This is a genomic window from Bradyrhizobium sp. USDA 3397 (genome assembly GCF_054060965.1).
Map to the genome: position 1 here is coordinate 2,330,600 of NZ_JBSSDS010000001.1, position 24,863 is coordinate 2,355,462.

At 63.2% G+C, this 24,863-nt stretch carries 22 protein-coding genes; 13 read left to right on the forward strand and 9 right to left on the reverse strand.

What is annotated here, in order from left to right; genetic code table 11:
• Positions 1-90: 90 nt before the first annotated feature.
• From ACVWYQ_RS11090 to ACVWYQ_RS11105, 4 genes are all read left to right on the forward strand, one after another.
• Positions 91-984: a branched-chain amino acid ABC transporter permease gene (locus tag ACVWYQ_RS11090; RefSeq protein WP_036029874.1), complete on the forward strand. Its 894-nt coding sequence runs from the start codon at positions 91-93 to the stop codon at positions 982-984.
• Between the two features lie 3 nt (positions 985-987).
• On the forward strand, positions 988-2,061 hold the full coding sequence (locus ACVWYQ_RS11095) for a branched-chain amino acid ABC transporter permease (RefSeq protein ID WP_157285543.1): 1,074 nt from the start codon (positions 988-990) through the stop codon (positions 2,059-2,061).
• 42 nt (positions 2,062-2,103) lie between these two features.
• Positions 2,104-3,387 carry an ABC transporter substrate-binding protein gene (locus tag ACVWYQ_RS11100; RefSeq protein WP_036015698.1) on the forward strand — a complete coding sequence of 428 codons (1,284 nt, stop codon included), beginning with the start codon at positions 2,104-2,106 and terminating at the stop codon, positions 3,385-3,387.
• A gap of 160 nt (positions 3,388-3,547) precedes the next feature.
• Positions 3,548-4,387: an ABC transporter ATP-binding protein gene (locus tag ACVWYQ_RS11105; RefSeq protein WP_404539572.1), complete on the forward strand. Its 840-nt coding sequence runs from the start codon at positions 3,548-3,550 to the stop codon at positions 4,385-4,387.
• A 12-nt stretch (positions 4,388-4,399) separates the two neighbouring features.
• Here ACVWYQ_RS11105 and ACVWYQ_RS11110 read toward each other — a convergent pair whose 3' ends face one another.
• Positions 4,400-5,551, reverse strand: a complete 1,152-nt coding sequence (locus tag ACVWYQ_RS11110; RefSeq protein WP_157285545.1) for an AGE family epimerase/isomerase — start codon at positions 5,549-5,551, stop codon at positions 4,400-4,402.
• An 86-nt stretch (positions 5,552-5,637) separates the two neighbouring features.
• Between ACVWYQ_RS11110 and ACVWYQ_RS11115 the strand changes: the two genes are divergently transcribed.
• The 8 genes from ACVWYQ_RS11115 to ACVWYQ_RS11150 all read left to right on the forward strand — a co-directional run bounded on the left by ACVWYQ_RS11115 (position 5,638) and on the right by ACVWYQ_RS11150 (position 14,311).
• A complete protein-coding gene (locus ACVWYQ_RS11115; protein ID WP_456725614.1) occupies positions 5,638-6,861 on the forward strand; it encodes a phenylacetate--CoA ligase family protein in 1,224 nt (407 codons plus the stop codon).
• Positions 6,862-7,090: 229 nt separating this feature from the next.
• Complete coding sequence (locus tag ACVWYQ_RS11120; protein ID WP_404539566.1) at positions 7,091-8,467, forward strand: GHMP family kinase ATP-binding protein; 1,377 nt, start codon at positions 7,091-7,093, stop codon at positions 8,465-8,467.
• Positions 8,468-8,489: 22 nt separating this feature from the next.
• Entirely contained in the window at positions 8,490-10,409 is a 1,920-nt protein-coding gene (locus ACVWYQ_RS11125; protein ID WP_456725615.1) for an N-acetylneuraminate synthase family protein, read from the forward strand.
• Positions 10,409-11,098, forward strand: coding sequence for an acylneuraminate cytidylyltransferase family protein (locus tag ACVWYQ_RS11130; protein ID WP_404539561.1), 690 nt, complete (start codon positions 10,409-10,411; stop codon positions 11,096-11,098). Before ACVWYQ_RS11125 ends, ACVWYQ_RS11130 begins: the two co-directional genes overlap by 1 nt.
• Positions 11,091-11,855: an SDR family oxidoreductase gene (locus ACVWYQ_RS11135; protein WP_404539558.1), complete on the forward strand. Its 765-nt coding sequence runs from the start codon at positions 11,091-11,093 to the stop codon at positions 11,853-11,855. Before ACVWYQ_RS11130 ends, ACVWYQ_RS11135 begins: the two co-directional genes overlap by 8 nt.
• Positions 11,852-12,700, forward strand: a complete 849-nt coding sequence (locus tag ACVWYQ_RS11140; RefSeq protein ID WP_271537342.1) for a sugar phosphate isomerase/epimerase family protein — start codon at positions 11,852-11,854, stop codon at positions 12,698-12,700. The genes ACVWYQ_RS11135 and ACVWYQ_RS11140 overlap by 4 nt, the downstream gene beginning before the upstream one ends.
• The gene (locus tag ACVWYQ_RS11145) at positions 12,697-13,458 is read left to right on the forward strand and encodes an SDR family NAD(P)-dependent oxidoreductase (RefSeq protein WP_271537340.1); all 762 of its coding nucleotides are present in this window, start codon (positions 12,697-12,699) and stop codon (positions 13,456-13,458) included. The genes ACVWYQ_RS11140 and ACVWYQ_RS11145 overlap by 4 nt, the downstream gene beginning before the upstream one ends.
• A gap of 13 nt (positions 13,459-13,471) precedes the next feature.
• Positions 13,472-14,311, forward strand: a complete 840-nt coding sequence (locus tag ACVWYQ_RS11150; protein WP_404539554.1) for an SDR family oxidoreductase — start codon at positions 13,472-13,474, stop codon at positions 14,309-14,311.
• An 11-nt stretch (positions 14,312-14,322) separates the two neighbouring features.
• Here ACVWYQ_RS11150 and ACVWYQ_RS11155 read toward each other — a convergent pair whose 3' ends face one another.
• From ACVWYQ_RS11155 to rfbF, 4 genes are read right to left on the reverse strand one after another with little or no spacing between them, the layout of a single operon-like run.
• Positions 14,323-15,264 carry a Gfo/Idh/MocA family oxidoreductase gene (locus ACVWYQ_RS11155; protein ID WP_271537336.1) on the reverse strand — a complete coding sequence of 314 codons (942 nt, stop codon included), beginning with the start codon at positions 15,262-15,264 and terminating at the stop codon, positions 14,323-14,325.
• Positions 15,257-16,498, reverse strand: coding sequence for a class I SAM-dependent methyltransferase (locus ACVWYQ_RS11160; protein ID WP_271537334.1), 1,242 nt, complete (start codon positions 16,496-16,498; stop codon positions 15,257-15,259). Before ACVWYQ_RS11160 ends, ACVWYQ_RS11155 begins: the two co-directional genes overlap by 8 nt.
• A gap of 25 nt (positions 16,499-16,523) precedes the next feature.
• Positions 16,524-17,585, reverse strand: a complete 1,062-nt coding sequence (rfbG, locus tag ACVWYQ_RS11165; protein ID WP_271537332.1) for a CDP-glucose 4,6-dehydratase — start codon at positions 17,583-17,585, stop codon at positions 16,524-16,526.
• Entirely contained in the window at positions 17,582-18,352 is a 771-nt protein-coding gene (gene rfbF / locus ACVWYQ_RS11170) for a glucose-1-phosphate cytidylyltransferase (RefSeq protein WP_271537330.1), read from the reverse strand. The genes rfbG and rfbF overlap by 4 nt, the downstream gene beginning before the upstream one ends.
• Positions 18,353-18,590: 238 nt before the next feature.
• Between rfbF and ACVWYQ_RS11175 the strand changes: the two genes are divergently transcribed.
• Positions 18,591-19,532: a glycosyltransferase family 2 protein gene (locus tag ACVWYQ_RS11175; protein WP_271537329.1), complete on the forward strand. Its 942-nt coding sequence runs from the start codon at positions 18,591-18,593 to the stop codon at positions 19,530-19,532.
• 32 nt (positions 19,533-19,564) lie between these two features.
• On the opposite strand, the gene ACVWYQ_RS11180 is transcribed toward ACVWYQ_RS11175, so the two are convergent.
• The 4 genes from ACVWYQ_RS11180 to ACVWYQ_RS11195 form a co-directional block, all read right to left on the reverse strand.
• The gene (locus ACVWYQ_RS11180; RefSeq protein WP_271537327.1) at positions 19,565-21,010 is read right to left on the reverse strand and encodes a DUF6056 family protein; all 1,446 of its coding nucleotides are present in this window, start codon (positions 21,008-21,010) and stop codon (positions 19,565-19,567) included.
• Positions 21,011-21,307: 297 nt separating this feature from the next.
• Positions 21,308-22,510, reverse strand: a complete 1,203-nt coding sequence (locus ACVWYQ_RS11185; RefSeq protein ID WP_271537325.1) for a hypothetical protein — start codon at positions 22,508-22,510, stop codon at positions 21,308-21,310.
• Positions 22,511-22,591: 81 nt separating this feature from the next.
• Entirely contained in the window at positions 22,592-23,467 is an 876-nt protein-coding gene (locus ACVWYQ_RS11190; RefSeq protein WP_271537323.1) for a hypothetical protein, read from the reverse strand.
• 59 nt (positions 23,468-23,526) lie between these two features.
• Positions 23,527-24,264 carry a hypothetical protein gene (locus ACVWYQ_RS11195; RefSeq protein WP_271537321.1) on the reverse strand — a complete coding sequence of 246 codons (738 nt, stop codon included), beginning with the start codon at positions 24,262-24,264 and terminating at the stop codon, positions 23,527-23,529.
• Positions 24,265-24,863: the final 599 nt, after the last annotated feature.

The following is a 24,863-nucleotide window of genomic DNA, read 5'->3' on the forward strand; positions in this document are numbered from 1 at the left end:
CCCGCGCATCCATCCTCTTCCGAACAGCCTTCCTTCCGCATCGATGGACTGCCGGGTCAGGCCCGGCAATGACGGGCCGAGTCACCCAACATGAACACCGCCTTCCTCATCCAGCTCCTGGTCAACGGCCTCGTGGTCGGCACGCTCTATGGCGTGGTCGCGATGTCGTTCGTGCTGATCTACAAGGCGACGCAAGTCGTCAACTTCGCGCAAGGTGAATTGCTGCTGGTCGGCGCCTGGGTGTGCTGGGCCTTGCTTGCGAAATACCAGGTGCCGTTCTGGATCGGCATGCCGATCACGCTGGTGTTCATGTTCGTGTTCGGCATCGCGGTGCAGGTGCTGATCCTGCGGCCGATGATCGGCGAGCCCATCATCTCGGTGATCATGGTGACGATCGGCCTCTCCACCGTGCTGCAGGCGACGCTGAAATGGATGTTCGGCGTCAATCCGCAGCCGTTTCCGCGCGTGTTCGAGAGCCAGTCGGTCGACCTGTTCGGACTGCAGATCCAGACCGTCTACGTCATGAGCCTCGTGGTGTCGGTTGCGATGATGATCGGCATGGCCTGGTTCTTCCGCGCCTCGAAATACGGCCTTGCGATGCGCGCCACCGCGTTCAACCAGCAGGTCGCGCAGTCGCTCGGCATTTCCGTCAAGAGCGTGTTCGCGATGGCCTGGGCGATCTCGGCGACGGTGTCGGCGGTCGCGGGCGTCGTCGTCGCCGTGGTCAATGGCGTGTCCTCGGGCCTTGCTGCCTACGGCATCAAGGTGTTTCCGGCGGCGATCCTCGGCGGGCTGGATTCGGTTGGCGGCGCCGTGCTTGGCGGCATCATCATCGGGCTTTTGGAGAACGTCGCCCAATATGTCGACAGCGAGTATCTGCACTGGGGCAATCTCTACGAGATTGCGCCGTTCTACGTCCTCATCATCGTGCTGATGATCAAGCCCTACGGCCTGTTCGGCACCCACGACATCGAGCGGATCTGACCCATGGCCGGCCCTGCCCTCATCCCCGCTGGTGATTTCCGCACCACTTACGCCGCGGACACCACGATCTTTCCGACCACCACCAGCCGCAACTTCGCAATTCTGGGCGTCGCACTGCTCTGCCTCGCGCCGCAATTCTTCAGCGGCTACTGGCTCAGCATCTTGATCCAGATAGGCATCTTCTCGATCGCGGCGCTCGGCCTCAACATCCTGGTCGGCTTCACCGGCCAGATCTCGATCGGACACGCGGCCTTCTTCCTGCTCGGCGCCTTCACCTCGGCCTACATCTCGAACAACGCGCCGATCCCGGTGTTCTTTGCGATCCCGCTCGCGGGGCTCGTCACCGCGCTGGTCGGACTGGTCTTCGGCATCCCCGCGGCGCGGCTGAAAGGACTCTACCTCGTCATCGCGACGCTCGCCGCACAATACATCCTGCTCGACTTCTTCTCGCGCGCCGAGTGGTTCTCAGGCGGATCGGTGCCGGCAAGCGCCGAGCCGTTCTCGATCTTCGGCTACACGCTGCGGGGCGACCGGCAATATTTCTATGTCGTGCTGGCCTACGTGCTCTTGAGCTACATCCTCGTCACCAACCTGATGCGCACGCGCGATGGCCGCGCGCTGGTGGCGATCCGCGACCATTATCTCTCCGCCGAGATCATGGGCATCAACCTCACCAGGTACCGCACGCTGTCGTTCGGTCTCGCCGCCTTCTTCGCCGGCATCGCGGGCGCGCTCTACGCGCACTATCAGCTCGTGGTCTCCCAGGAAGGCTTCGGCATCGAGCGCTCAATACTGTTCCTGGCCATGATCATCATCGGCGGCACCGGCTCGATCATGGGCACGCTGATGGGCACCGCCTTCGTGGTGCTGCTGCCCGAGGCGATGGAGTTCATCAGCCATCATTTGAAGGGCGGCGCGATCGACAAGGCGCTCTCGCTTAACACCAACATCACCTTTCTGCGCGAGATCGCGATCGGGGTGATCATCATCGCATTCCTGATGTTCGAGCCCGATGGGCTCGCGCATCGCTGGCGACAGATCAAGGCGTATTGGAAACTCTACCCGTTCTCGCATTGAGCACGGCTACTTCACTTAAACGATAACAGGAGGAACCAACCCATGAAGACCAAATCGCTTTTAAGCACCGCGTCGCTCGCGTTTGCGATCGCTGGTTTTGCGGCCAGTGCGCAGGCCCAGATCGCCGTCGGCCATCTCGCCGACTACTCCGGTGCGACGTCGGACGTTGGCACGCCCTACGGCCAGGCCGTCGCCGACACCTTTGCCTGGATCAACAAGAACGGCGGTATCGGCGGCAAGCAGGTCAACCTCGATACCAACGACTACGGCTATCAGGTGCCGCGCGCGATCGCGCTCTACAAGAAGTGGTCGGCGCCGGATGGCAAGGTTGCAACGATCATGGGCTGGGGTACCGCCGATACCGAAGCGCTGACCGGCTTTGTCGCGCAGGACAAGATTCCCTATATCTCCGCCTCCTACGCGGCGGCGCTGACCGATCCGGAAGGCGTGAGCGGCAAGGCCAAACCCGCGCCCTACAACTTCTTCTACGGTCCGAGCTATTCGGACGCGATGCGGGCATTGGTGACCTGGGCAGCGGAAGACTGGAAGGCCAAGGGCAAGAGCGGTAAGCCGAAATTCGTCCATATGGGCGGCAATCATCCGTACCCGAACGCGCCGAAGGCCGCCGGCGAGGCGATCGCCAATGAGCTCGGCTTCGAAGTGCTGCCGCCGATCGTGTTCGCGCTGACGCCCGGCGATTACTCCGCGCAATGCCTCAGCCTGAAGAGCTCCGGCGCCAACTACGCCTATCTCGGCAACACCGCAGCCTCGAACATCTCCGTGCTCAAGGCCTGCAAGACCGCCGGCGTGGACGTGCAGTTCCTCGGCAATGTCTGGGGCATGGACGAGAACGCCGCCAAGACCGCGGCTGACGCCGCCGACGGCGTCGTCTTCCCGCTACGCACGGCCGTAACCTGGGGCGGCAACGCGCCAGGCATGAAGACGGTGATGGAAATCTCGAAAATATCGGATGCAAGCGGCAAGGCCTATCGCCCGGTGCACTATATCGCAGGCGTCTGTAGCGCTCTCTACGCCAGGGAAGCGCTCGACTGGGCCGCCAAGAACGGAGGTGCCACCGGTGAGAACGTCGCCAAGGGCTTCTACCAGAAGAAGGACTGGGTGCCGGCCGGCATGGACGGCGTCTGCAATCCCTCGACCTGGACCAACAAGGACCATCGCGGCACCCTCAAGGTCGATCTCTATCGCACCAAGGTCTCCGGTTCGACCAATGCCGACCTGAACGACCTGATGGCCAACGGCACGATCAAGCTCGAGAAGGTCAAGACCGTCGAGCTGCCGCGCAAGCCGGAATGGCTGGGGTGGTGAGCCCGGCTTTCACCACGCGAACACTGTCATCCCTCGCGTTGTGCGCAATTGCGCACCCGGGCGGGGGATCCAGTACGCTGCGGCTTCTCGATGAATCTCAGGCGCCTCTGGAATACTGGGTCGCCCGGTCAAGCCGGGCGACGACAGCGGAGTTTGAAGCATGACCGACACCCTCGAAGCATCCCGCGCCAAGCCAACCGCCGTGGCGTCCGCTCCCCTCCTCGCCGTGCGCAACATCGAGGTCGTCTATGACGATGTGATCCTGGTGCTGCGCGGCCTCAGCCTCGACGTGCCCAAGGGCGGGATCGTGGCGCTGCTCGGGGCCAACGGCGCCGGCAAGTCCACGACGCTCAAGGCGATCTCGGGGCTGCTCAAGACCGAGGACGGCGAGGTGACGCGCGGCGAGATCCTGTTCGAGGGCGAGCGGATCAACGGCATCGATCCCGACAAGATCGTCCGCCGCGGCATCTTCCAGGTGATGGAGGGCCGGCGCATCGTCGCCGACATGACCTCGCTCGAGAATCTCAAGCTCGGCGCCTTCACGCGCCGGGACCGCGAGGTCGATGCCGATCTCGACATGGTCTTCAGCTATTTCCCGCGCTTGAAGGAGCGCACCGGCCTTGCCGGTTATCTCTCCGGTGGTGAGCAGCAAATGCTCGCAATCGGCCGCGCGCTGATGGCGCGCCCGAAGATGATCCTGATGGACGAGCCTTCGATGGGCCTGTCGCCGCTGCTGGTGAAAGAGGTGTTCTCGATCATCCAGAAGATCAACCGCGATCTCGGCGTCACCATCCTGCTGGTCGAGCAGAATGCACGCGCGGCGCTCTCCGTGGCGAGCCACGGCTACATCATGGAACAGGGCAAGGTCGTGCTCGATGGCAGCGCCGACGCATTGCGCGACAATGAGGACGTCAAGGAATTCTACCTCGGCGGCGCCGGCGACCAGCGCAAGAGCTTCAAGAACCTCAAGAGCTTCAAGCGGCGCAAGCGCTGGCTATGATCCACAAGGAGCCTAGCCGAGCACCTGCTCGGCTTCCGTGACCGCGCAGAGAACATGATAGAACGACGACGCAGGAATGATGTCGATCAGCGATCTGCCGTCGCGATCGAACTGGTCGTACCAGCCGCCCTTGACGGGATGGCTGAGATAATGCCGTTCGAGCCGCACCAACGCCGCGCGCGCCTCGTCCGCCGCACCCGCCTCGCCAGATTCGGCCTGCGCGATCCACGCCTTCGCGATCTCGGTTTGCGGCCACAGCCGGCGCGTGCTGCGGCGGATGTTGCCGCTTGCATCGCCCTCGTCGACGAGGCAGCCCGTTGCCTCGTCACGATAGCGCAGCGAGGTCTCCAGCAATTCCGCACGCCGCTGGCCGGTCGGGCATCCCGTGATGCGTTCAAAATTCTTCAGCAGCCAGACCCATTCCGCCTGGTGGCCCGGCTCGACGCTGACCGGCTCGATCTTCGACCAGTCCTCCTCGAAATACTCGGACAATACGTGCTTCTGCTTGTCGTAGAGGTTGGCGAGGAACAGTGCGAAGAATTCTCCGGCACGGTTCTGGAACGACAGATCATGCGTCGCCTCGAAGCACGCGATCATCGCCTCGAACAGATGCATATGCGGGTTCTGCCGGCGCGGCAGCGAGACCGGAAGGCCTTCGTGAACGCCGCCATGCGGCGAGCGCAGGTGGCCGTCGAGGAAGGCGAGCAGCGCATCGATCTCGGCGCGGACCTGCGCATCCTGGTCGAGCGCATAGACGCTGGCGAGCGCAAACAGGATGAAGGCGTGGTCATAGGCATCGCGCCGGGCATCCAGCACCGATCCGTCCGGCGTCAGCCGGTGCACATAGCCGGGCCGGCCATCGGGCGCTTTCGCTTTGGCCAGCAGGTGCTCCAGCCCCTTCAGCGCAATCGCGCGCCCCTCGGGATACCAGCCCATCTGTGCCGCCTTGGCGTAGCACCAGATCTGGCGGGCCTGCACGAACACGCGCCGGGGCGCGGCCGCATCCGCCGCACCGTCGCGGTGCAGCCTGTCGATGAAGCCGCCCGCGGCGTGATCCCAGCCGACCGTCGACCACAGCGGCAGCGCCGCGTCGATCATACGGCGCTTCAGGCGCGCAACGACGTTCGACGCCTCGTCGGCCGCGATGATTCCTTCGTCCGCCATCGGATCCCTTTCAAGCCTCGCCAATGGCGGTCTGATAGCCATGCCGGTGGCGGCGCGCAACGGATGCCAACACGGAAAGAACAGCCATGACCGCCCATTACGACGCCCGCGAGACGCGTGAGCAGGCCGCGCGCGAGGCCGACCTGTTCGCCCGCCTCCCGGAGGTGCTGCGAGCCGCGATGGCCGCCCCGGCCTATGCCGAGCGGCTCAAAGGCTTAGATCCCGCCGCCGTGACCTCCAGGGCGGCTCTGGCGGATTTGCCGGTGTTGCGCAAGTCGGAACTGCCCGCCCTGCACAAGGCCTCCGCACCCTTCGGAGGCTTCGTGGCGGCGGCGCCTGGCTCGTTCGCCCGTCTCTTCACCTCCCCCGGTCCGATCTTCGAGCCGGAAGGGCGACAAGCCGATCCCTGGCGCGGCGCAAGGGCGCTGTTCGCAGCCGGGTTCCGCCCCGACGACATCGTCCTCAATACCTTCAGCTACCATTTCACCCCCGGGGGATTCATCTTCGATGCGTCGGCGCGGGCGCTAGGGTGCGCGGTGATCCCCGCCGGCCCCGGCAACACAGAGCAGCAGTTCGAGCTGATCGAGGCCTACCGGCCGGTCGGCTACAGCGGCACGCCGGACTTCTTGAAGATCCTGCTCGATGCCGCGGCAAGCTCGGGGCGTGACGTTTCCTCGATCAAGCGCGCGCTGGTCTCGGGCGCTGCGTTCCCGCCCTCGCTGCAGGCCGAGATCAAGGGGCGCGGCATCGATGCCTACCAGGCCTTCGGTACCGCCGATCTCGGCCTCATCGCCTTCGAGACCGAGGCACGCGAAGGCATGGTCGTGAACGAGGATCTGATCCTGGAGATCGTCAAGCCCGGCACGGGCGATCCGGTCGCACCAGGTGACGTCGGCGAGATTGTCGTGACTTCGCTCGACCCGCACCATCCCTGGATCCGGCTCGCGCTCGGCGACCTCACCGCAGCCTTGCCCGGCACGAGCCCGTGCGGGCGCACCAACATGCGCATCAAAGGCTGGATGGGCCGCGCCGACCAGACCACCAAGATCAAGGGCATGTTCGTCCGTCCCGAGCAGATCGCCGAGATCGGCAAGCGCCACGCGGGGCTCGGAAGACTTCGCCTCGTCGTCACGCGCCAAGGCGAGACCGACGCCATGACGTTGAGAGCGGAAGCCACGACTGCTGGCGACTCGCTCCGCGACGACATCGCGGCCAGCTTGCGCGCGATAACGAAGCTCGGAGGAGCCGTCGAGCTGGTCGGTCCCGGCACGCTGCCGAATGACGGTAAGGTCATCGTGGACGAGCGCTAACCTCAGCTCGATTTCGACAGCAGGTCATTGCCGGGGCTGAGCACATCCCTCCGCGAATGCGGGAGCGCGGAACGAGCTCGCGGCGCGACGAAGATGACGAGCGTAGAGCCCGACCTTCGGGCCATGGCTGCGATGCCGCCGGGCGCAGGAACCTTGCATCGTCCGGGCTGCTCCCGTATTACCAGACGCTGCGATATGGCCGGAATCGGCCCTTTCTGGACCCCAAAACGTGCTTGACCGAACCCTCGTCACGATCGCCGAGACGGAGACCATTGAGGAAGCCTTCCGGCGCCTGAACGCGAACATGCTCGGCATCCTGTTCGCGCAGGACGCGAGCGGGCGAATCGTCGGCGCCGTGACGGACGGCGACATCCGCAGGCGCATGCTGACGGGTATCACGATCCAGGACCAGGTTGGGTCCTGCATCAACCGCAAATTCGTCTGGGCACCGACCGGCGGGCCACGCGAGCAGATCCTCAAGCTGCTCGACCAGCGCGTCCACGTGGTGCCGATCCTGGATGGCGAGGGACGGCTGGTCGACGTGTTCAGCCGCGAACTGTTCAACCTGTCGGAAGAGAGCGAGGTGTTCGCGCGCGCCCGCTCGCCGGTGCGGATCAGCTTCTCCGGCGGCGGCACCGATCTGACGCATTACTTCGTGGCGAATGACGGCGGCGCGGTCATCAGCGCCACGATCAAGATGTACGCTCACGCGACGTTGCGGCGCCGGAGCGATCCCAGCATCCGGATCTACTCGCACGACTTCCGCCGCACGGTCGAGGCCGGTAACCTCGCAGAGCTCGGAACGGGCGGAGATCTCGCACTGATCAAGTCGGTCGTGCGCCTGATCAAGCCGACTTACGGCTTCGAGCTCGAAGTGTCCGCCGACTTCCCGGTCGGTTCCGGCCTCGGCGGCTCCGCGGTGGTCTCGTCGGCGATCATCGGCTGCTTCAACGAATTTCGCAGCGACCAGTGGGACCGCCACGAGATCGCGGAGATGGCGTTCCAGGCCGAGCGGTTGATGCTCAACATCCCCGGCGGCTGGCAGGATCAGTACGCCACCGTGTTCGGCGGATTCAATCACATGGAATTCTTCTCCGACCAGAACACCATCGTGCCGCTCCGCCTCGATCCTAACATCATCGCCGAGCTCGAGGAGAGCCTGGTGCTCTGCTATGTCGGCGCGGGGCGCGATTCCGGCGCCATTCACCGCGACCAGAAGGCTCAGCACGAGACCAGCGACGCGGTGGCCGCAGCTGCCAAGCAGAAGGAAGTGACGCGCGACATAAGACGGCATCTGCTGCGCGGCCAACTGCTGGAATGCGGCCGGCTGATCGACGAGGCCTGGCACGCCAAGCGGAAGCTGAGCTCCAAGATCTCGTCGGACGCGATCGACGCGATCTATGATTTTGCCAAGCAGCATGGCGCGGTCGGCGGCAAGTTGCTCGGCGCCGGCGGCGGCGGTTACTTCATGTTCTTCGTCCGCCCGTTCGAACGCTACCAGCTGATCGCGGCGCTGGAACAGCAGGGGCACAACTGTTCGCGCATCATGTTCGAGGAGAACGGGCTGCGGACGTGGAAATCGCGTGTTCCCGCCCAGCCAGCCTGACGCATATGAGACGAGAATGTTGATGACATCGCCCAAACAGCCTGCTCCGGTCCGCATCGGCAACCGTCTTCTGGGCGATGGCGAACCCTGCTACGTCATCGCCGAGATCGGCAACAACCATAATGGCGATTTCGACCGCGCCATTGCGCTGGTCGATGCCGCGGTCGCGGCCGGAGCCGATTGCGCCAAATTCCAGATGCGCAAGCTCGACGAGGTCTATCGCGCCTCGAGCCTGTCCGGGAAAGACGACGACCTCGCCGTCGAATATACACTCGATCTTCTGCGCCGCTTCGAGCTCCCGACCGCACAGCAGAAGAAGATCGCCGAGTACTGCGCAGCCAAGGGCATCGAGTACCTCTGCACGCCCTGGGACGCCAAGAGCGTCGCCGTGCTCGAAAGCTTCGGCGTCGAGGCCTACAAGGTCGCCTCGGCCGACCTCACCAACCTGCCGCTGCTCGCCCGCCTCACCGCCACCGGAAAGATGCTGATCGTCTCGACCGGCATGAGCACGACGGACGAGATCAAGGCCGCGGCGAAGTTCCTCGACGACCGCAATGCCAGCTACGTGCTGCTGCATTGCCAGAGCACCTATCCGGCCGCGCTCCACAACATCCATTTGCGTTTCATGGAAACGCTGCGCGAGATCCATCCGGTCGTCGGCTATTCGGGCCACGAGCGGGGCATTGCCGTTTCGACCGCCGCCGTCGCGCTCGGTGCCCTCGTCATCGAACGCCACATCACGCTCGATCGCGAGATGGAAGGTCCGGACCATGCCGCAAGTCTCGAGCCGGAGGAATTCAAGGCGCTCGTCTCCGGCATTCGCGAGGTGGAAGCGGCCCGCGGCGAGAAGCTCGCCGAGCGCGCGCTGAGCCAGGGTGAGCTGATCAACCGCGAAAACCTCGCCAAGAGCCTGGTGGCCGCGCGCGACCTGTCGGCCGGCACCGTCATCTCCGAAAGCGATATCGCGGTGAAGAGCCCGGGACAGGGCCTGTCGCCGCTGAAGATGCCGGCGCTGCTCGGCCGCAAGCTGACGCGAACGATGGCGGCCGACGACTATTTCTTCCAGAGCGACCTCAATGAAGGCGCCGCGAAGGCCCGGCGCTACCGCTTCGACCGCCCCTGGGGCGTGCCGGTGCGTTATCACGATACCGAACGCTTCCTGGAGATCTGCGAGCCCGACATCATCGAATTCCATCTCAGCTACAGCGACATGGAGCGCGATCCGGCGGCCTATCTGTCGGGCACCTATGATCTCGGTTTCGTCGTGCATGCGCCGGAGCTGTTTGCCGGCTCCAAGCTGATGGACCTTGCAACGCCCGACGAGGCGCTGCGGCGCTACTCGCTGGAGCAGACGCAGGCGGTGATCGACATCACCCGCGGCCTGAAGAAGTTCTTCCCCAAGACCAAGCGCCCGCCCATCGTCGCCAATATCGGCGGCTTCACCATGGACGAGCCGCTGCCGCCGGAGGAGAAAGCCGAGCGCTACCGCATCTTTGCGCAGAGCTTGACCGAGCTCGACATGGAGGGTGTCGAGCTGACGCCGCAGACCATGGCGCCATTCCCCTGGCATTTCGGCGGCCAGCGCCACCAGAACATCTTCATCTTCCCGGAGGAATCGGCCGCGTTCTGCGCCAAGCATGGTTTGCGCATGTGCGTCGATATCTCCCACACCAAGCTCGCCGCCAATCATTTCGGCTTCGACTTCGCGCAAGGCCTCGCCCAGCTCGGGCCGCACACCGCGCATCTGCATTTCGGCGACGCCAAGGGCCTCGATGGCGAAGGTCTCCAGATCGGCGAAGGCGAGATCGATTTCGACGAGATCGGACAGGTGCTGCGCAAGCATGCACCGACGGCCTCGTTCATTCCCGAAATATGGCAGGGCCACAAGAACATGGGCGAAGGCTTCTGGACCGCGCTCGAGCGTCTGGAGGGACACATCTGATGGCGCGCAAGACGCTGGCTGTGATCGCCGCGCGCGGCGGCTCCAAGGGCATCCCGCACAAGAACCTGCTCGATCTCTGCGGCAAGCCCCTGATCGCCTGGACGGTCGAACAGGCTCGCACGGCGCGCGGCGTCGACGTGGTGGCGGTCTCGTCGGACAGCGAGGCGATCCTCGCCGCGGCCGAGGCCGCCGGCGCGGTCGGCGTGCGGCGCCCGGACGACATTTCGGGCGACCTCGCCTCCTCCGAATCCGCCTGGCTGCATGCCCTCGATGCGACCGAGGCGCGACTGGGCCGGTTCGAGCGCGTGGTCGCGCTTCAGGCCACATCGCCGATCCGTGAGCCCAGCGACATCGAGAACGCGCTTGGGACCTTCGATCGCGACCATCTCGACAGCCTGCTGTCCGTCTGCGAGGTCGAGGACTACTTCAACTGGCGGATCGGCGCGAACGGCCCGGAGCCGATCAATTACGACTATCGCAACCGCCGCATGCGCCAGCAGATCGAGAAGCGCTACCTCGAGAACGGCTCGTTCTACGTCCTGATCCCATCCCTCCTGCGCGAGCAGAACAATCGTCTCGGCGGCAAGATCGGCTTCCACGTCATGGATCGTCACAAGATGTTCCAGATCGACCGCCCCGAGGACGTCAAGCTTTGCGCCGCCATCATGCGCAGTTACGGCTATGCCTGATCTCAGCGCCTTCTCGCTCGCAGGCAAGATCGCGGTGGTCACCGGCGCCTCGCGCGGCATTGGCGCGGCGATTGCGAGCGGCCTCAAGGATGCCGGAGCCACCGTGTTCGGCCTCAGCCGGTCCGGAATCGCGCCGCAGGGCGTCACCGCCATTGCCTGCGATCTCTCCGACGACAGCGCGATCGAAGGCGCATTCCGCAGCATCGCGGCAAAAGGCGATCGCATCGACGCACTCGTGAATGCCGCAGGCATCAGTCTTCCGGCCGAAGGCGGCGAAAGCGAGCTCGCGCGCTTCCGCGCCACGGTCGCAACCGATCTCACCGGCGTCTACGCCACCATCCTCGCCGCCTATCCGCTCCTGAAGAACGCGGGCTCGGCGGCGATCGTCAACGTCACCAGCATCAATTCTGTGCGCGGCTTCCCCGGCAATCCCGGCTACGTCGCGGCAAAGGCGGGGCTTGCCGGGCTGACGCGCGCACTCGCCGCCGACTACGCACCGGACGGCATCCGCGTCAACGCACTTGCGCCGGGCTACGTCGCGACCGAGATGACCGCGAAGAGCTATGCCGACCCCGTCATGCACGAGGATCGGCGCCGCCACACCATGCTCGGCCGCTGGGGGCAACCCGCCGACATGGTGGGTGCCGCCGTCTTTCTCGCGTCGGAAGCCTCCGCCTATGTGACCGGCCAGGAAATCTTTGTCGACGGCGGCTGGACCGCCAAGGGCCTCGCCATTAGTTCGGATAGCACATCGTGACCGCAACGCTCGACCGCATCGGCTTCATGCAGGGACGCCTGTCGGCCCTGGTCGACGGCAAGATCCAGGCGTTCCCGTGGAACGAATGGCAGGAGGAATTTCCCCGCGCCAAGGCGCTCGGCTTGAGGCGGATGGAATGGACCATCGATCAGGAACGGCTGCGCGAAAATCCGCTGATGACCGAGCCGGGACAACAGGAGATTCTGACGCTGGCACGCGAGAACGGCGTGCGCATCCCGAGCCTGACCGGCGATTGCTTCATGCAGGCGCCGTTCTGGAAGGTCGATGCCGTCGTGCGCGATGCTCTCGTCAACGATCTCGATCTCCTGATTGCCGCCTGCAGCCGCATCGGCATCGCGTTCATCGTGATCCCGCTGGTCGACAACGGCAAGATCGAGCGCGAGAGCGAGAGCGACACACTCAAGCGGGTGCTGATCGCCCGCCGCGAGCAGCTCATAAGACAAAACGTCAAGATCGTCTTCGAGTCCGATCTGCCACCGCGCGACCTCGCCCGCTTCATGGAGGCGTTTCCGGCGGAGGTCTTCGGCATCAACTACGACAGCGGCAACAGCGCCTCGCTGGGCTACGACAGCGCCGAGGAGATCGAGGCCTACGCGCCCCGCATTCTCAACGTCCATGTGAAGGACCGCGTGCGCGGCGGCACCACCGTGCCGCTCGGCACCGGCAACGCTGATCTCGCCAAGACGATCCGGCTGATCGAGCGCTCCGGCTATCGGGGACAATACATCCTGCAAACCGCGCGGGCCGGCGACGGCGATCACGCCGGCGCGCTGGCGACATATCGCGACATGACGGTTCGCTGGATCGAGGATGCCGCGCGATGAAGCTCGAGCTGGATGATCGCGTCGCGCTCGTCACCGGCGCCAGCCGCGGCATCGGGCTCGCAATCGCGACGACGCTCGCCGCGGAAGGCGCCAGGGTCGCGCTGGCGGCCCGCGGCGCAGATGCGCTCGATGCCGCGCGGGCTACGGTCGGCGGCAGCACGTCGGTCCACGTGGCCGATGTCACCGATCCGGCTGCCGCAGCCAGGCTGCTGAACGAGGTCGAACGGCAGTGGGGACGCCTCGACATTCTCGTTTGCAACGTCGGCAGCGGCGCTTCCGTGCCGCCGGGGCAGGAAAATGCGGCGGAATGGTCGCGGGTGATGGACCTCAATCTCTTTGCCGCGACCAACATGATCGAGGCCGCACGGCCGCTGATGGCGCGCGGCAGCGGCGACCGGTCGATCGTCTGTATCTCCTCGATCGCCGGCATGGCGGCGCTGGGCGCGCCCGTCACCTACTATGCCGCGAAGGCGGCGCTGAACGCCACCGTGCGCGGGCTGGCACGCCCGCTGGCGCTCGAGGGCATCCGCATCAATGCGGTCGCGCCCGGCAACATCCTCGCCGCCGATGGCACCTGGGCGCGCAAGCTCGCCGAGAACAGGGCCGCGGTCGAGGACATGCTTGTTCGCGAGGTGGCGCTGCGCCGGCTGGGGAAGCCGGAAGAGGTTGCCGACCTCGTCGCATTCCTCGCCTCGCCGCGCGCGGCGTTCATTACCGGCAGCGTCATGGTCGCCGACGGCGGCCAATTGCGCAGCTGAACAGGAGCTCCCGATGCCAAGCCCGTCCTCGCGCTATGACCTGACCGGCCGCACCGCTCTCGTGACCGGTGCAGGCGGCCTGCTCGGCCGGCAGCATGTCGCCGCGCTCTCCGAAGCCGGCGCGCGCGTCGTCGTCACCGACGTCGGACTTGCGCAGGCCGAAGCCGCAATTGCCGCACTCAAGCAGAATGCGCCGTCTGCCGACCTGATCGCGCTTGCGATCGACGTCACCACACTCGATTCGGTGCGCGCTGCGCACGAGCAGCTTTCCGGCCGCGGCGTCTCCGTCGACATCCTCGTCAACAACGCGGCCATCGATCCCAAGGTGACCTCCGCACCCGGCGTGATGCATTCCTCCCGCTTCGAGGCGTTTCCGGTGCCGCAATGGCAGACCGAGATCGCCGTGGGCCTGACCGGCGCGATGCTGTGCGCTCAGGTGTTCGGCGGTGCAATGGCATCGCGTGGCCGCGGCGTGATCCTCAACATCGCCTCCGATCTCGGCGTGATCGCGCCGGACCAGCGGCTCTATCGCCAACCGCAGGTGACGCGCGAGGAGGAACAGCCGGTGAAGCCGGTGACCTACTCCGTGATCAAGCACGGGTTGATCGGACTGACGAAATATCTGGCGACGTACTGGGCCGATCACGGCGTCCGCGTCAACGCGATCTCGCCGGGCGGGGTCTTCAACAACCAGGATCCGGCCTTCGTCGAGCGACTGACGCGCCTGATCCCGATGGGCCGCATGGCAGATGTCGACGAGTACCGCGCCGCGGTGCAGTTCCTGTGCTCGGATGCCTCGAGCTACATGACCGGGCAGAACCTGGTGATGGACGGAGGAAGGAGCGTCTGGTAGCGGCTCGCACTTCAGGATGCAGATGTTCGGCGGGATACCGCCTCGATCCGAGCCCATAGCGCGATGATCTTGCGCTGACGCTCAGCGTGGTTCGCGTCGGCCGCGCCCAGCGAGCGGCAAAGTTGCGCCAGCACGTCGACCCTGGGATCGCGAACGTTCATCGAGCTCTGCTGGACCGACGAAAACGGATCAGGCTGGTCGACGATCGTCACATCGGTTTTCCCGCGCCGTCCGGCCGCGATGCTAAAGCATGTATGTGGCGCGCGACTGTCGATGCGCAGCGCGAATGACGGCAGGCCTTTGGCAGTGAACACGGCATCCCACGACGATGTCTCGGCGTCTGAAGGTCCCGCGAGCATCGACATCGCCACGTCGTCGTAACCGAGCTCTGCAAGAAGCGCGATCAGATGGATTCCGTAGAAGCGGAGCGCACCGCCGCCACTGGCGTCGAACCGCTTCCAGTTCGTCAGGTTGGCGCGATAGTGATGCGCCATGAAGCTCCAATCCAGCGAGAGGCCATCGGTGTTCTCGCTGAGCACCGCGCGAAGCCGCTCCGCCCACGGCATGAAACGAAAGGTGTAGCCGACGCGGTAGCGCTTGCCGGCGCGCTCGAATGCCTCGACGAACTGCGCCGCAAGCTGCGGTGTCGGCGCAACCGGCTTCTCCAGGATCAGCTCGCGGATGCCAGGCATGTCTGCCAGACGCGCCATCCAGCCAGCCTGATCGGCAGGACGAAGCGCAACCACCGCCCCGCTCGCCTGTGCCAACGCCTCCTCGGTGCCGGGGTACCAAATCACCTCGGGCACATATTGGAGGAGCTCGCTTCGGCCGCCAACTACCGCACGGTAGCGTTCCGGCAGTGCCACCTTCATCCCGCACTCGATCAGCGCAGGCAGATAGCCGTACATCCCGAAACCCGATCCGAGGATCGTGAAAACGGGCGCCTCAGGCATGAAAATCGTCCGCGCTGAGCACGTCGATCACGGGCCCCTTGTATCCGTTGTCCTGCAGATACTGGCGGATCTCGCGTGAGATGTGCCAGGCGAGATTGAGCAGTGGCTTGGCTTGGTCGCCATGCGCGAACAATTCATCGTCGGAGACGATCGGGATGCGCGTGCCCGGCACGTAGTGCCCGATCTTGATCGAGCCCGGCTTCTCGTGGACTGCAACAATCTCCTTTTCGGTCAGTCCCAGCAACTTGACCAGGATCGCCGCGCGGCCCGGAAACGCCTTGGCCCTGACCGGACCATGGGCCGCGATGATCTTCTTCAGCTCTGCGCTCTTGCGTGCCTTCCAGAGTTCGACGTCGCGCGCGAGCTGGGCGAACTCGGCCTGGAAATTGTTCTCGCGCGCAACGATGTCGGCTGCGACGGCATCGCTCTTGGCCGCATGTCCGAGAATGACGCGGATATTGCCGCCATAGCGCGCAGGAAACTCGACGTTGACGATGTCGAGGCCGAGCGATTTTGCGATGAAGCTGAACGATTTGTACGAATAGGTTCGCGGATGCTCGTGGTAGAAGGTGTCGAACTGATGCCGGTCCAGCACCGCTCCGAGATAATGGTTCTCGATCACGATCGCCGTTTCGGGCCCGAGCAGGGTCTTCATCGCCGCAAGCACACCGTTCAGATCCTCGATATGCGCGAAGACGTTGGTGAAGGTGATGATGTCGGGCGTGCCGACCGCGCGGCGGATCTCTGCCGCGGTCTCCGTGCTGAGATAGTTTTGCACCACGTAATGGCCCTTGGCGGCGGAGTCCTGCGCCGCGCCGGTCGGCTCGATGCCGGCTGTTGTCGCACCGGCTTCGCGGAAGAAGTCGAGCAGGCTGCCGTCATTGCAGCCGATGTCGAGCGCGATCTTGCCGGTCAGCGGTCCCATCCGCTCGGCGCAGGTCGCAACGAGGCTCTTCATGCCGGAGAGCACGTCGGCGGTGAAGCGCGAGCGGTAATGATAATCCTTGGGAAACAGATCCTCCTTCGGCACCTGGAAGCGCTGATGGCCGGTGGCGCAGGTCGGGCAGAAATCGATCTGGATCGGGTACTCGCGGCACTGGCGCGAATCGCCGACCGCCACCAGGTCGTCGCACAGGGGATGCAGGCCGAGATCGAGCACCGGCACGAGCTTGTCATTGCCGCAGACCTCGCAACCTCTGATCTCGGTAAGCGGTCTCGTCGACGTGGTGGCCATCATACTCATCCAATTGGAAAGGCGGCTAGTCCCGCTGTGTGTTCATGAAAGCGTCGATTTGGTCAACCATCACCGGCTTGACCGCGGCGCCCTGCTCGAACGCCTTGTACCACGCCACCACAGCGGAGGCGGCGCGATCGAGGCCCCAACGCGGCGCCCAGCCGAGATGAGCCCGCGCTTTGGAACTGTCCAGTGACAGCAGTCGCGCCTCGTGCGGATGCTGTCCCGGCTGCGGCATCTGCTGCGGCGGTACACCCCACAGCAGCGCGAGGCGATCGACCAGCCAGCGCACCGTGCGCACGCTGTCGGCGTCGGGACCGAAATTCCATTCGCTCGAGAAGGCAGCCGGATCGCGCCATAGATGCTCGGCGAGCAGAAGGTAGCCCGACAGCGGCTCGAGCACGTGCTGCCAGGGCCGCACCGCGTCCGGATTGCGGACCGGCACTGGCTGGCCGCTGCGGATCGCGGCGATCACATCGGGGATGAGACGATCCTGCGCCCAGTCCCCGCCCCCGATCACGTTGCCTGCGCGGGCGCTGGCGAAGCCGATCCGGCGAGTTCCACCGAAGAATGAGGACCGGTACGCAGCCGTGACCAGTTCCGCACAGGCCTTGCTGCTGGAATAGGGGTCCTTGCCGCCGAGCGGATCCGTCTCGCGGTAGCCCCAGACCCACTCCCTGTTGTCGTAGCATTTGTCGCTGGTGACGTTGACCACCACGCGCACGCCGGAGCTCCGCACCGCCTCGAAGACGTGCACGGTGCCCATGACGTTGGTCGCGTAGGTCCCGACCGGATCGTCATAGGATGTTCGCACGATCGCCTGCGCCGCCATGTGAAACACGATCTCGGGCTGGAACTGGTCAAACACCGCCTTGACCGCGAGTGGATCGCGGATATCGGCGAAGACCGACACGATGTCCTGCTCAGTCTGCGCCAGATCGAACAGGTTGGGCGTCGTCGACGGCGGCAGCGCCAGACCCGCGACTTCGGCGCCGAGACGCCGTAGCCACACGACCAGCCACCCACCCTTGAAGCCAGTGTGCCCGGTGACGAGAACGCGCTTGCCGCTCCAGAAGCCTGGATTCATTGCCAACGCTTCCAGGGCGCCTGCCCGCTGTCCCAGAGCTGCTCCAGGTGCACCTTGTCCCGCAGGGTGTCCATTGCCTCCCAGAAGCCGGCGTGGCGATAGGCTGCAAGCTGGCCGTCCTGCGACAGGCGCTTGAGCGGCTCCTGCTCCCAGATGGTGGCGTCGTCGCCGAGATAGTCGAAGATCGCCGGCTCCAGCACGAAGAAACCACCGTTGATCCAGCGGCCGTCACCGCGCGGCTTCTCCTCGAAATGGCGGACCACGTCGTCGCCGATATCGAGCGCGCCGAAACGCGCCGGCGGCTGGATCGCGGTGACCGTGGCGTGACGCCCGTGAGCGCGATGAAACTCCCGCAGCGCACCGATATCGACGTCGGCGAGACCATCGCCATAGGTCATGCAAAAAGTCTCGTTACCGACGTAGTCCCTGATGCGCTTGAGGCGGCCGCCGGTCATGGTGTTGAGACCGGTATCGACCAGAGTCACCTTCCAGTGCTCGGCGAACTTGTTGTGCACTTCCATCGAATTGTTGGCGAGGTCGAACGTCACGTCCGCCATATGCAGGAAGTAGTTCGCGAAATATTCCTTGATGACGTAGGACTTGTAGCCGCAGCAGATGACGAATTCGTCGATACCGTGCGACGAGAAGATCTTCATGATGTGCCAGAGGATCGGCTTGCCACCGATCTCGATCATGGGTTTCGGCTTGACGTGGCTCTCTTCGGTGATGCGAGTCCCGAAGCCACCTGCCAGAATCACGGCCTTCATGCTCATACCCGTCCAGCAGAAAACGTCACATCAGAACGATTAGCCCAGTCTTGTCAACAAGATCAAACCGCCCCGCCCCGTTTCCCGGAACGGTTGAAGTTGCCGACTTACCTGCTAAAGAAACGATTGAAGGATGGCAACCCCACCACCGGTGCGCCAGTCCTCTCGGGCGGTTCGCCGGCTGCCTGATTCCCACGCGGGGAAGTGGCCCCCGCTCGACGGACGTCCTGGAGGATTGATGCGAAAGAAGATCAGCCTTGTGACGCCCTGCTACAACGAGGAGACCGGAATTCGGGAATGCTACGCGGCGGTCAAGGAAATCTTCGACCGCGAGCTCCCGGGTTATGAGCGCGAGCACATCTTCTGCGACAACGCCTCGAGCGACCGGACGGTGGAGATTCTCAAGGAGATCGCAGCGGCCGATCCCTCGGTGAAGGTCATCGTGAATGCCCGGAACTTCGGCGTTTTGAGGAACACCTACAACGGCGTGCTTGCCTCGACAGGCGATGCCACCGTGCTGTTCATGCCCGCGGATTTGCAGGACCCGCCATCGCTGATCCCGACTTTCGTGAAGCACTGGGAGCAAGGCTACGAGATCGTGTTCGGCATCCGGGCCCGGCGCGAGGAGCCTTTCCTGAGCCGGACCGCGCGGCATCTCTACTACAAGATGATCAGCCGCATGTCGTATGTCGACTATCCGGCCGACGTCGGCGACTATCAGCTCGTCGACCGCAAGGTGCTGGACGCCATGAAGCAATTCGAAGACGTCCAGCCCTTCATGCGGATGATGCCGTTCGAATGCGGCTTTCGCTCGATCGGCGTGCCCTACACCTGGCTGGCGCGCAAGCACGGCATCTCCCGCAACCGGCTGTCGAGCCTGATCGACCAGGGGCTGCTCGGCGCCATCAGCTTCTCGACCGTGCCGCTACGTACTGCGTTTTTCTTCGGACTGATCATCTCGTCGCTGAGCTTCGCCTATGCGTTCGTCGTGTTCCTGCTCAAGATAGCCGGCTTCGACATCGGTCCGCACGGCATCCCCACGATCATCATCGGCCTGTTCTTCTTCGGGGGCGTGCAGCTGTTTTTCCTCGGCGTGCTCGGCGAATACATCGTGGCGATCTTCAATCAGGTCCGGCGACGGCCGATCGTGGTCGAGCGCGAGCGGATCAATTTCGATTGAACGCGCCCAGCTCTCGCTGGACGCATCAACAATCACTCCGGAACCACGCTTTTTATCTGATATGCCCGAGCGATACAGTCGTTTGGAAGACGGTCGGGATCACGCCCCAAATCCTGACTTACCAGTAGCTCCGGGCGAACCGTCCAGCCGGGCAGCACAAGGTCAGATCCTCCTGCGGATAACAGGAGATGCTCGCGGTGCAAGCTCTGTGTGCGGAAAGCATCTAAGAGAGGCCACTCGGCACGCATCAGCTTGAAGGCGCTTCCGTTGAGAATCGGCACCGTGAGCAGCGCGCACGCTATTGCTGTACCGACAGTACCGAGTCTTAAGTTGCTGACAAATGCCGTGATTGCAGAAAAAGCACAAGCAAACCCCACGATCAGCACGATGATCACTTCGTTGTTCGCTCTTGGGGGCAAGCGATCCGCTGTCGCATAGTACGCAACGAAGTGCGCCAAGTACGCACAACCAAAAAGCACGATTACCAATCCACCGGACAAGACTGCCAGCTTCTTTGTATTACCCTGTTTGGCTTTGAACGGAGCCAAACAAAGGCTAGCGGCAAGGGACCAGGGTATCGCGATAAAGAACGCTCGTATCCAATCCGCGCGCGATGGCCTGACGGCATATTTCAGCGCCTCCACCAAGTTCCCACTGCCCGGAAACAGGCCCATTCGTGTCGAATTCGCGGGCGCCAACAGAAGAATGGCAAATCCCGCCAGCGTGGCCGTCAACAATACGATATGCGCAGCTAACTGCGGTCGTGGATGGCCCGAAAATCGCCTGAATAAGAAAGAGCTACCGACGATCCCCACCAGCCAAAGAGGTGTAAATTCGTTGCACATCGCCGAAAGAAACGAAATCGCGGCAAGGCTGCTTACTCCCAGGCGCGAGAGCTCGCGGCCATCCGCAGCGCTGGTATATAGCTCCGCCAGAATGATCGCTACGAACGCCGCCGGGACCGCATAACACGCAGTCCCAGGTAACCAGTAGAGCAGTTCGCGAGGATCCTGCGAGTTGGCCCAGATCGTCGCGACTAGACCGAGGGACAGGAAGATCAGTCGACTGACCGGAGCGCCGCGGCACAACCGAGCTGTAACCCAAACCATGGAGCCTGCGAAAAACAGTGCGAAGGCAAGAAGCACTCCGGGATATGCTGCAACGAAATGTTGGGCGGAGCCGCCGGTAACGATTCCCGGCACTGCGATCAAGGCCAGTGGGACAACTCTACCGACGAGACTATGATAAAAGATGATCATCATCTTCAATAGGCCGTCGTCCCTGTAACGATAGAACCAGCAGAAGTCGTCGGACTCAGGGAAGGCATAAGGGGCAACAAGCAAGAACTTCGAAATCACATAGATTGGGACCGCGGCCGCGACGGCAAACAAGATGATGAACAAAAGTTCTGTCGTAAAAGGCTTGGATTTGTCCCCAGACTTCAGTCCCTCTTGGCTAGTAGTAACAATGTGATCCATTCTAAGAACTTTCATTCGGCAATGTTCGCCGCAACGTGTTTGGCCCCACAGGTCATTCTCTTCCGATGCGATGAGAGAAGACCGCCGAGAAGATCGACGCACGAATGCGTGGGCCTAGTGGTCAGGATATTGTTCGCAACCCCACTTAGCTTCGCCCGTGTAACGCCGCCCGCGTTCCCCTAGTCATGTGTTAGAATTTACCATACGGCGTCAGAGCGGCGCAACCAATGATCGAAACACCGAGCAACTGTCTAAGTCCGATGTAGGTGACCTGCCATCATCCAACCGGTCCACACTTCAGCCGGCGCTGAGCTTTTCTCTTTTTTCGCTTGCCAAGAGATTTCCGAGCGCCTCACTGCTAACGAACGCGAGCGCACCGAGCGCGGGAATGATCAGCCGAACTTCGGAGAAATCGGCAATTAGGAACACGATTCCTACATGGATCAGGGCCGGTGGGATGACAGCGGCCATCGTCCGGGTGATCGCGCGTGTTTTCAAGATGACAATCGCGAGCACCGGGCAGGCAATGGCGACCGCAATCTTCATGGTCAAAAGATTGCCTTTGAGCTTGGTAAAGTAGTCGCCACGCGCAATCAGGAATGAGCTGAAGTTCGCGTCAGGATGCATCCACAGCAGAATTTTTGGCACCGCCAGAGAGATGCCGACCAGCACTGCAAAAGCGAACCATTCCTTCGCAGTAGGCCAACGCCGCTCGAAGGCCGCGAGACTGACCAATACGAAGGCCGATGCGAATACGACGTCCGTCCGAGCAAAACTGATGATAAGCCCCGATATGATGGCGGCGGGGTAACGCTGAGATACCAGCAGAAACAGCTGCCAGAACAACCCACCTGCAATGAATACGGGCCCCATGCGCCCCGGATAGATGGCGATCTGCGTGTAGAACGCGAAGGTGAACAGGCAGAGCCAAGTCGAGATCGGCGAGAGCAGAAGGGTCGCCAGCGCAAACACCCCGAGGAACGATAAGGAGTCGAACATATAGTTGATCGCGATATGCGTGCGGTAAGTCGATCCTTGCAGGCGATCGTCGCCGAGAACCTGAACGTAGGTTTCCACGACCTTCGATATCAGCGGACGGATAATGCCTTCAACGAGCTCTCCATGGGCAAACGCCCGCTCGTGATCAAGGCTGTGCTGCATCTGCTCACGCAGCAAATTGGCCTCGTGAGCTGTGATTGACGCGGCCAGACAACAGCTGACGAGCAGTCCCAAGGCGACTGGACCGCGAAAATTCCTCCGAAACTTGAAGAGTAGTGGCAGCGGCGCCAGCGCGACGAGCACATAGAATGTTATGCTAGCAGCCCGCAACACATCGGGAAAAGTTACTCCAAGCTTCCGCAGCACCCAGGGAACGCGGTATCTGTCGACACTTCCAATCCACCACCACGTGTCGGAAAGCTCGAGCCACCACCAACCAACAACCAAGAGATTGGAGATGATCCAGAACACCATTACAAGAGTGAGCGATGGCGCCTTCATGCCGTCGCCGAGATCTAAGAGCCGCCCGTGAGGACCGGGCGATGACGTTATTGATCCATCTTGTGACAATCGATCGCTCAACTAGTGCTGGAGGATCCCGGCGAGATTCATGTGGGCGGGGCGCGAGTGCTCGATGCCCAGCAGCGTCCGCCGATTGTCGTTCGTGCGCTGCAGGTGCAGGCTGGCGAGCGTGACCCCGGCGCAGGTGGTGACTGTGCTTCCGCGACCGCTGAACGGCTTGAGGAAGTCGAACACACGAGGGCCGAACATATCCACGACCGACGTCTCGCGCGCCCCGAGCGGCGGGATCTCGCCGAAGTCCGCCTCGAGCTCCTCGCCGTCCTCGCGGATCAGCCTCGTCGTCGGCCGTGCCGGATGGGCATATTCGGGATCGGAAGAGTGATTGATTAGCAGCACACTGCTGACGATGTCGCTGGTCGCAATGATCTTCGGATTGATGCCGGTGAAGCCGACATGCGCCTTGAGCCGGCCCTCGTTCAAGGGCCGGGCAAACGCGCCGGTGCGGTAGATCGCGACGTTGTCCTGGTCGACATAGGTCATGGAATAGCTGGCAGGCGAGGATCGGAAGCCGTCCATTCGTCCGCGCGACATCACGGCGATGACCAGATAATCGTCCTGTGGCAGCTTGAGCGAGGCGAAAAGACGCGACAGCTCGATCTCGACGGACGCACCCGGCGCGTAATCCCGAGGGAACTCGTAAGTTGCCCGGTACTCGCCATTGCGCGAAAGAATGTGCAGCTTGAACCTCAGCTTCTTGGTGAAGCCCGATGCGACCAGGCTGGCGAGCTCGGGGACAAGATCCTTGAACGTTTCGCGAAAATTCTTGCGCAGGCTGCCGGCGACGAGGCTACGCAGATACCTGATGTCGATCGGACGATACCAGACAGGAATCGAGAAACCCATGCGCGATTCGACGCCGGCAAACGTCGGGAACATGAATCTGGGCTCGTAGGGCTTCCAGGGACGGGATGGGAAACGAGTCACGGACGCGCCCTTCAAAAATGATGCAAGCTGAACTTGCCGTTGGCAAACTCGTAATAGCTGAACGGACTGGCGATGTTGGTGCCTTTGAACTCGAGGGCAAAACCTTCGGCCACGCCGATCAGCTTTTCGGCCTCGGGGAAAAGATCCAGCGTGCCGATGCGCGCGGCTCCCATCGGTGAGATTTCCGGCAGCGCACGCTGGCCCAACTCGGTGCCGTCCAGGGCCATGAGCCGGGCCGTCCCGACGGAGACGCCCTCGGGCGCCATGCAGGAGTTCACCAGCACGACGCCCGATTCCTTCAGGAAACGGGTGAGATAGGATTGCATCCAGGCGGAAGTCGGGAATGGTGCCGCGGCGACCGGCTCGCGCTCGTGCGACAATGTCACCGCGCCGTGCTGCGAGAAATATTGTGCGTAATAGCCGGTGGTCACCTTCCGACCGGGACGAAGCTTATCGTGCTTCGGAATCAGCGCCATCGCCACCGTACCCGAAACCCGGGGACACAGATCCGAAGTTTGCAACTGCAGTTGGCCGTTGATGCCGAGTTCCCTGTGGAAATGACCGGCCGGCGTGCCCGCACCATCAAAGAACCAGACATGCGCATCCACCTCCGGATGGTCCTTCATGAAGACCGAGAAGTAGTTGAATGCGGAGACCTCCGTCGTGACGGTCTCGTCATTGCGGAGATAGAGAACAGCGGGCGGATAACCTCTGGCGACGGCTTCGCCAATCAGCAAATCACCGGGCATTCGACAGGACTCGGCGGGAGAGCAAGGGATCGACACAGCTGGTCGGCGGCTTAACCCAAATCATACGCGATGTTCTTGCCCGCATGCTAAAACGTCAGCGCGATTTCAGCGCCTGTTTACGCTGTGCCGACAAGGGAATCAACCGGGAACGCCGCTGCAGCGAGCGATACGCAACAATGCACTTTAAGTCCGCAAGGCCGCCGTCAGGCTCAAGTTTCGGCGCCGAAGCGGCCGCTGGACATGAGGGTGCTCTTGCTACCAGAACGAGTGCTGCCATCGCTGCGGTCGAATCCTTGCATTGGGGCTGCGGCTCCCGTATGACCGAACTGGCTAGTGACTTGGTATCCACCTCACACAGGCGGAACATCGGCCTTTCCTGGACCTACACCGTGCTTCAACGACCGCTCGTCAGCATCACTCCGATTCTGGCCGTTCCATCGAGGAAGTGCTGACGTGCGCTGGCAAACAAAGGCGCGGGCGTTCTCCGTATTGTCGAACATTCCCTGGGGCAAATGTCTGCAATACGCCCCGCAGCGCACGTCCCACGACGGCTGCTGCGGGCGGAAAGGCAGGTCCTGATGGCCGCGCACTTAAGAAGC

Excerpts from the sequence above, each read along its gene's own strand:
- ACVWYQ_RS11115 (WP_456725614.1), top strand. The coding sequence starts at position 5,638 with ATGACCGCCCATTACGACGCCCGCGAGACGCGTGAGCAGGCCGCGCGC.
- ACVWYQ_RS11130 (WP_404539561.1), top strand. The coding sequence starts at position 10,409 with ATGGCGCGCAAGACGCTGGCTGTGATCGCCGCGCGCGGCGGCTCCAAG.
- ACVWYQ_RS11125 (WP_456725615.1), top strand. The coding sequence starts at position 8,490 with ATGACATCGCCCAAACAGCCTGCTCCGGTCCGCATCGGCAACCGTCTT.
- ACVWYQ_RS11110 (WP_157285545.1), bottom strand. The coding sequence starts at position 5,551 with ATGGCGGACGAAGGAATCATCGCGGCCGACGAGGCGTCGAACGTCGTT.
- ACVWYQ_RS11195 (WP_271537321.1), bottom strand. The coding sequence starts at position 24,264 with ATGCCCGGTGATTTGCTGATTGGCGAAGCCGTCGCCAGAGGTTATCCG.
- rfbF (WP_271537330.1), bottom strand. The coding sequence starts at position 18,352 with ATGAAGGCCGTGATTCTGGCAGGTGGCTTCGGGACTCGCATCACCGAA.
- ACVWYQ_RS11095 (WP_157285543.1), top strand. The coding sequence starts at position 988 with ATGGCCGGCCCTGCCCTCATCCCCGCTGGTGATTTCCGCACCACTTAC.
- ACVWYQ_RS11190 (WP_271537323.1), bottom strand. The coding sequence starts at position 23,467 with ATGTTCCCGACGTTTGCCGGCGTCGAATCGCGCATGGGTTTCTCGATT.
- ACVWYQ_RS11160 (WP_271537334.1), bottom strand. The coding sequence starts at position 16,498 with ATGGCCACCACGTCGACGAGACCGCTTACCGAGATCAGAGGTTGCGAG.
- ACVWYQ_RS11155 (WP_271537336.1), bottom strand. The coding sequence starts at position 15,264 with ATGCCTGAGGCGCCCGTTTTCACGATCCTCGGATCGGGTTTCGGGATG.
- ACVWYQ_RS11180 (WP_271537327.1), bottom strand. The coding sequence starts at position 21,010 with ATGGATCACATTGTTACTACTAGCCAAGAGGGACTGAAGTCTGGGGAC.
- ACVWYQ_RS11150 (WP_404539554.1), top strand. The coding sequence starts at position 13,472 with ATGCCAAGCCCGTCCTCGCGCTATGACCTGACCGGCCGCACCGCTCTC.
- ACVWYQ_RS11105 (WP_404539572.1), top strand. The coding sequence starts at position 3,548 with ATGACCGACACCCTCGAAGCATCCCGCGCCAAGCCAACCGCCGTGGCG.
- ACVWYQ_RS11135 (WP_404539558.1), top strand. The coding sequence starts at position 11,091 with ATGCCTGATCTCAGCGCCTTCTCGCTCGCAGGCAAGATCGCGGTGGTC.
- ACVWYQ_RS11145 (WP_271537340.1), top strand. The coding sequence starts at position 12,697 with ATGAAGCTCGAGCTGGATGATCGCGTCGCGCTCGTCACCGGCGCCAGC.
- rfbG (WP_271537332.1), bottom strand. The coding sequence starts at position 17,585 with ATGAATCCAGGCTTCTGGAGCGGCAAGCGCGTTCTCGTCACCGGGCAC.
- ACVWYQ_RS11100 (WP_036015698.1), top strand. The coding sequence starts at position 2,104 with ATGAAGACCAAATCGCTTTTAAGCACCGCGTCGCTCGCGTTTGCGATC.
- ACVWYQ_RS11175 (WP_271537329.1), top strand. The coding sequence starts at position 18,591 with ATGCGAAAGAAGATCAGCCTTGTGACGCCCTGCTACAACGAGGAGACC.
- ACVWYQ_RS11185 (WP_271537325.1), bottom strand. The coding sequence starts at position 22,510 with ATGAAGGCGCCATCGCTCACTCTTGTAATGGTGTTCTGGATCATCTCC.
- ACVWYQ_RS11090 (WP_036029874.1), top strand. The coding sequence starts at position 91 with ATGAACACCGCCTTCCTCATCCAGCTCCTGGTCAACGGCCTCGTGGTC.